A 4,087-nucleotide genomic window follows, 5' to 3' on the forward strand; every position below is an offset into this window, starting at 1 on the left:
ATCCTGCACCGGCGCGAGGCTGGCGCGCCGAAGATCAAGGACCCGACACCGGATACCAAGGTGCGCCTGCGCGGCCTGGCCAACCTTCCGCTGCTGGCGGGGGTGATCGGCGCCATCCTGCTATCGGCGGCTTGGAAGCCGGGCGTCAGCTTCTCCGTGTTCGGCGTCAGCCTGGAACTGCAGAACCTGGTGCGCGACGCCATGATCCTGGCGCTCGCCCTCGTTTCACTTGTCATTTCGCGCAAGGAATACCGCGAGGCCAATGGCTTCAACTGGGGTCCGATAGCAGAGGTGGCCAAATTGTTTGCCGGCATCTTCATCTGCATCGTGCCGGTCATCGCCATCCTCAGGGCAGGCCATGAGGGTGCGCTGGCGCCGCTGGTGTCGCTTGTGAGTTCTTCCTCCGGCCAGCCCAACGATCTCGCCTATTTCTGGCTGACCGGGGCGCTGTCATCCTTCCTCGACAATGCGCCGACTTATCTGGTGTTCTTCGAGCTTGCCGGCGGTGACCCCCGGCACCTGATGACGGAGTTCGCTTCGACGCTTGCCGCGATCTCGGCCGGCGCGGTGTTCATGGGCGCCAACACCTATATCGGCAATGCGCCGAATTTCATGGTCTACGCCATCGCCCGACATCGCGGCGTGAAGATGCCGGGCTTTTTTGGCTATATGGCATGGTCGGGCCTGGTGCTGATCCCGACATTTTTGGTAGCGGGTTTTCTGTTCTTCGGCTGATCAACCCACGCCGACATAACGGCGCACCGCCGACGGGTCGGCGCGCAATTCCTCGACATCGACCGTCTCGCGGTTGCGGCCGTTTTCGACGAAAGCAACGCGGTCGGCGACAGAAAGCACTGCATCGACCCGTTGTTCGACCAGGATGGTCGACACGCCCATGTCACGCAGCGTCGACACCGTCTCGCGGATCTTGGCGATCATCGACGGCATCAGTCCTTCGGTCGGCTCGTCGAGCAATAGCACCTGCGGTTCGAGGCAGAGTGCACGCGCCATCGCCAGCATCTGCTGTTCGCCGCCGGACAGTGTGCCGGAACGCTGCCGCAGCCGCTGGCGCAGCAATGGAAAGAGGTCGAGCACGTTTTCACGCGTCGCCTTGCCTTTGCCGCGCGCCATCAGGCCGATCTCGATGTTTTCCGCCACCGTCATTTCGGCGAACAGTCGCCTTCCCTGCGGCACATAGGCGACGCCGGCCTTCGGCACCTCATGCGCCGGCAGGCCGGTCAACTCCTTGCCATCGAGCCTGATCGAGCCGGCGCTCGAGGGGACCAGCCCCATGATGGCCTTGAGTGTCGTCGTCTTGCCGGCGCCATTGCGGCCGAACAGGCACAGCACCTCGCCTTTGTTCAGCACCAGGTCGAGGCCATAGAGCACCTGGACCTCGCCATAGAAGCAGTCGAGCCGCGAAATGGTGAGTGCTTGAGGCGTGGCCTCGGCCTGGTTTGCCTCGGTCATGGGGCAGTCCCCAGATAGGCTTCCTGCACCGCCGCGTTTTCGCGGATCGCTTCGGGCGTGCCTTCGGCGAGGATCTTGCCGGCATTGAAGACAGTGATGCGGTCGGCCAGCTGCATGACGACAGGCATGTTGTGCTCGATCAGAAGCACGGTGGCGTTCTTGGCGATCTCGCGCACCAGGGTGATGAAATTGTCGATCTCGCTGTCGGCCAGCCCTTGCGTCGGCTCGTCGAGGATCAAAAGGCGCGGCTTCAGCGCCAGCCCCATCGCCACTTCCAGCAGGCGCTGATGGCCGTAGGACAACTGCCCGGCCGGCATGTGGGCGCGATCGGCCAGGCCGGTGCGTTCGAGTGCGGTCATGACAGCGGCCTGTATCGCGCTCCTGGAATGGCTGCCATGCCGCAGCGTCAGTTGCGCGGGCAGCGCGACGTTGGCGTAGACGGACAGGTTGGCATAGACGCTGGTGAGCTGGAAGGTGTAGGCGATCCCCCTGCGGACCCTGACATAGGCAGGCAGATTGGTGATGTCGGCGCCGTCGAAGACGATCATGCCGGCAGACGGCTGGATGCGGCCGCTGACCAGGCTGACGAAGGTGGTCTTCCCCGCTCCATTGGGGCCGATCACGGCGCGGATTTCGCCCGGCATCAAGGAGAAATCCACACGGTCGACGGCACGCAGGCCGCCGAAGTCGCGAGAAAGGCCCTTGGTGGTCAAAAGCGGCATCATGGCAGCCACCCGAGCCAGCGCTGCCTAATGCTGCCCAGAATGCCTTTGGGGAAGAACAGCACAAGCAGGATCAGCGCGATGCCGACGATCAGCAGATAGGCGGAGGTGTAGCCGCTGGTGATATCGATGACATAGTACATGAACAGCGTGCCGATCAGCGGCCCGAGCGTTGTTGCAGCACCGCCCAGCAGCACCCACAGCAGCGGCAGGATCGAATACTGCACCGACGCGAAGCTCGATCCGACATAGCCGAACAGCAGCGCATAGGCGGCACCCGAGCCGGCGCAGATGATGCCGGAGATGACGACGGCGGCGAGCTTGTTGGAGAAAGTGTCGTATCCCAGCATCTTCGTCCGCTCCTCATTCTCGCGGATGGCGACCAGCACGCGGCCATACCGGGAGCGGACGATGGCCAATGTGACGAGAAGCACGATCGAAAACAGCGCCAGCGCCGTCATGTAGCGAACGGTCGGATTGGTGAGCTCGAGCGATGTCGCGCCGAAGGTGAGCACACGGGCCGGCTGCGGCACGACCATGCCCTGGTCGCCGCCGGTCCACGTCGCGAAGTAGAGGATGAGGAGGTAGAACACTTGCGCGAACATCATGGTGACGATCATGAAGGCGACGCCGGTGGTGCGCAGCGCCAGCAGGCCGATCACGAGTGACACAACAACACCACAGGCAAGCCCCGCGGCGAACGCCGCTGGTACGCTCCAGCCGAGCTGGATGACGGCAAGGCCGGCGCCATAGAGCCCGGCGGCAAAGAACATGGCATGGCCGAGGCTGAGCAGGCCGACATAGCCGAACAGCATGTTGTAGCCCATGGCGAACACTGCCAGCACCATGATGCGGGCGAGCAGGCCGTGATAGTATTCCGGCAGAAGGAAGCTCAGCACGAAAAGCAGCCCGACGACGCCGAGATGCATGGCATAGGCTTTTACCGGCGAAGCTTCGCTCATCGCGACCTCGTCCCGAACAAGCCTTGCGGACGGAACACCAGCACCATGGCGACCAGCAGCGTGGCGATGATCTTGGCCAGCGTCGGCGAGAAGAACATCGAGATGATGCCGTCGGAGAGACCGATCAGCACGGCGGCGACGACCGTGCCGCGCAGCGAGCCGAGGCCGCCGATGATGACGACGATGAAGGAGAGCAGCAGCGGGTCCTGCCCCATCAGGTAATGCGCCTGGCTGATCGGCACGATCAGCACTGCGGCAATGGCCGCCAGCATGGCGCCAAGCGCGAAGACGCCGCCATAGACGCGGCCGACGGGGATGCCGAAGGCCTGCGCCGTCTCGCTGTCATACTGCGTGGCGCGCATGACGAGGCCGACCTTGGTGCGCGTCAGCACCAGCCATGTCGCGGTGAGCAGCAGCGCGGAAGTGGCGATGACAGACAGTTTGTAGCCGGAGTAGCCGAACCACGGCAGAAGGATGCGGTAGCTGAACGGCGGCTCCACCGGCCGCGCCTCCGGACCGTAGAAGGTCAGCGCCAGCTGCTGGATGATGTAGAGCATGCCGATGGTGGCGACGATGGTGGCTTCCGGATTGTAGTTGAGCCGGCGCAGCACCAGCCGTTCGGCGACCAGCGCAATGGCGCCGACGATCAGCGGAGCAATCACAAGTGCGGCCAGGAAGCCGAGCGCCGGATGGCCGCCAATGGCTGTGGTGATCGCCCAGGCGAGCACGGCGCCCAGCATGAAGAACTCACCGTGCGCGACATTGACCACCCGCATGACGCCGAACACCAAGGACAGGCCGAGCGCGGTCAGCGCCAGCACGGCTGAGGTGACGAGGCCTTCGAGGGCGGCGAGGAGGAGGTGGGGACCGAAGTGCATGCTACACGCCCAGCGATAGCGCAATCGCGCCCCTTGCGGGGGGTGAGGAGTGGTC

General features: G+C 64.1%; 5 protein-coding genes. 1 reads left to right on the forward strand and 4 read right to left on the reverse strand.

Features of this window, described 5'->3' with window-relative positions:
- On the forward strand, positions 1-735 hold a 735-nt coding region (locus EN884_RS28045; RefSeq protein WP_206520982.1), incomplete at its 5' end, for a sodium:proton antiporter.
- Here the strand turns inward: EN884_RS28045 and EN884_RS28050 are convergent.
- Genes EN884_RS28050 through EN884_RS28065 form a run of 4 tightly spaced genes read right to left on the reverse strand, consistent with a single transcriptional unit; the run spans position 736 to position 4,032 of the window.
- Positions 736-1,470 carry an ABC transporter ATP-binding protein gene (locus EN884_RS28050; RefSeq protein ID WP_063169739.1) on the reverse strand — a complete coding sequence of 245 codons (735 nt, stop codon included), beginning with the start codon at positions 1,468-1,470 and terminating at the stop codon, positions 736-738.
- Entirely contained in the window at positions 1,467-2,195 is a 729-nt protein-coding gene (locus EN884_RS28055) for an ABC transporter ATP-binding protein (RefSeq protein WP_063169740.1), read from the reverse strand. Before EN884_RS28055 ends, EN884_RS28050 begins: the two co-directional genes overlap by 4 nt.
- The gene (locus EN884_RS28060) at positions 2,192-3,154 is read right to left on the reverse strand and encodes a branched-chain amino acid ABC transporter permease (RefSeq protein WP_063169741.1); all 963 of its coding nucleotides are present in this window, start codon (positions 3,152-3,154) and stop codon (positions 2,192-2,194) included. The genes EN884_RS28055 and EN884_RS28060 overlap by 4 nt, the downstream gene beginning before the upstream one ends.
- Positions 3,151-4,032 carry a branched-chain amino acid ABC transporter permease gene (locus EN884_RS28065; protein ID WP_063169742.1) on the reverse strand — a complete coding sequence of 294 codons (882 nt, stop codon included), beginning with the start codon at positions 4,030-4,032 and terminating at the stop codon, positions 3,151-3,153. The genes EN884_RS28060 and EN884_RS28065 overlap by 4 nt, the downstream gene beginning before the upstream one ends.
- Positions 4,033-4,087 lie beyond the last annotated feature (55 nt).

Source organism: Mesorhizobium sp. M7A.F.Ca.AU.001.01.1.1 (assembly GCF_004022735.1).
GTDB lineage: Bacteria > Pseudomonadota > Alphaproteobacteria > Rhizobiales > Rhizobiaceae > Mesorhizobium > Mesorhizobium ciceri.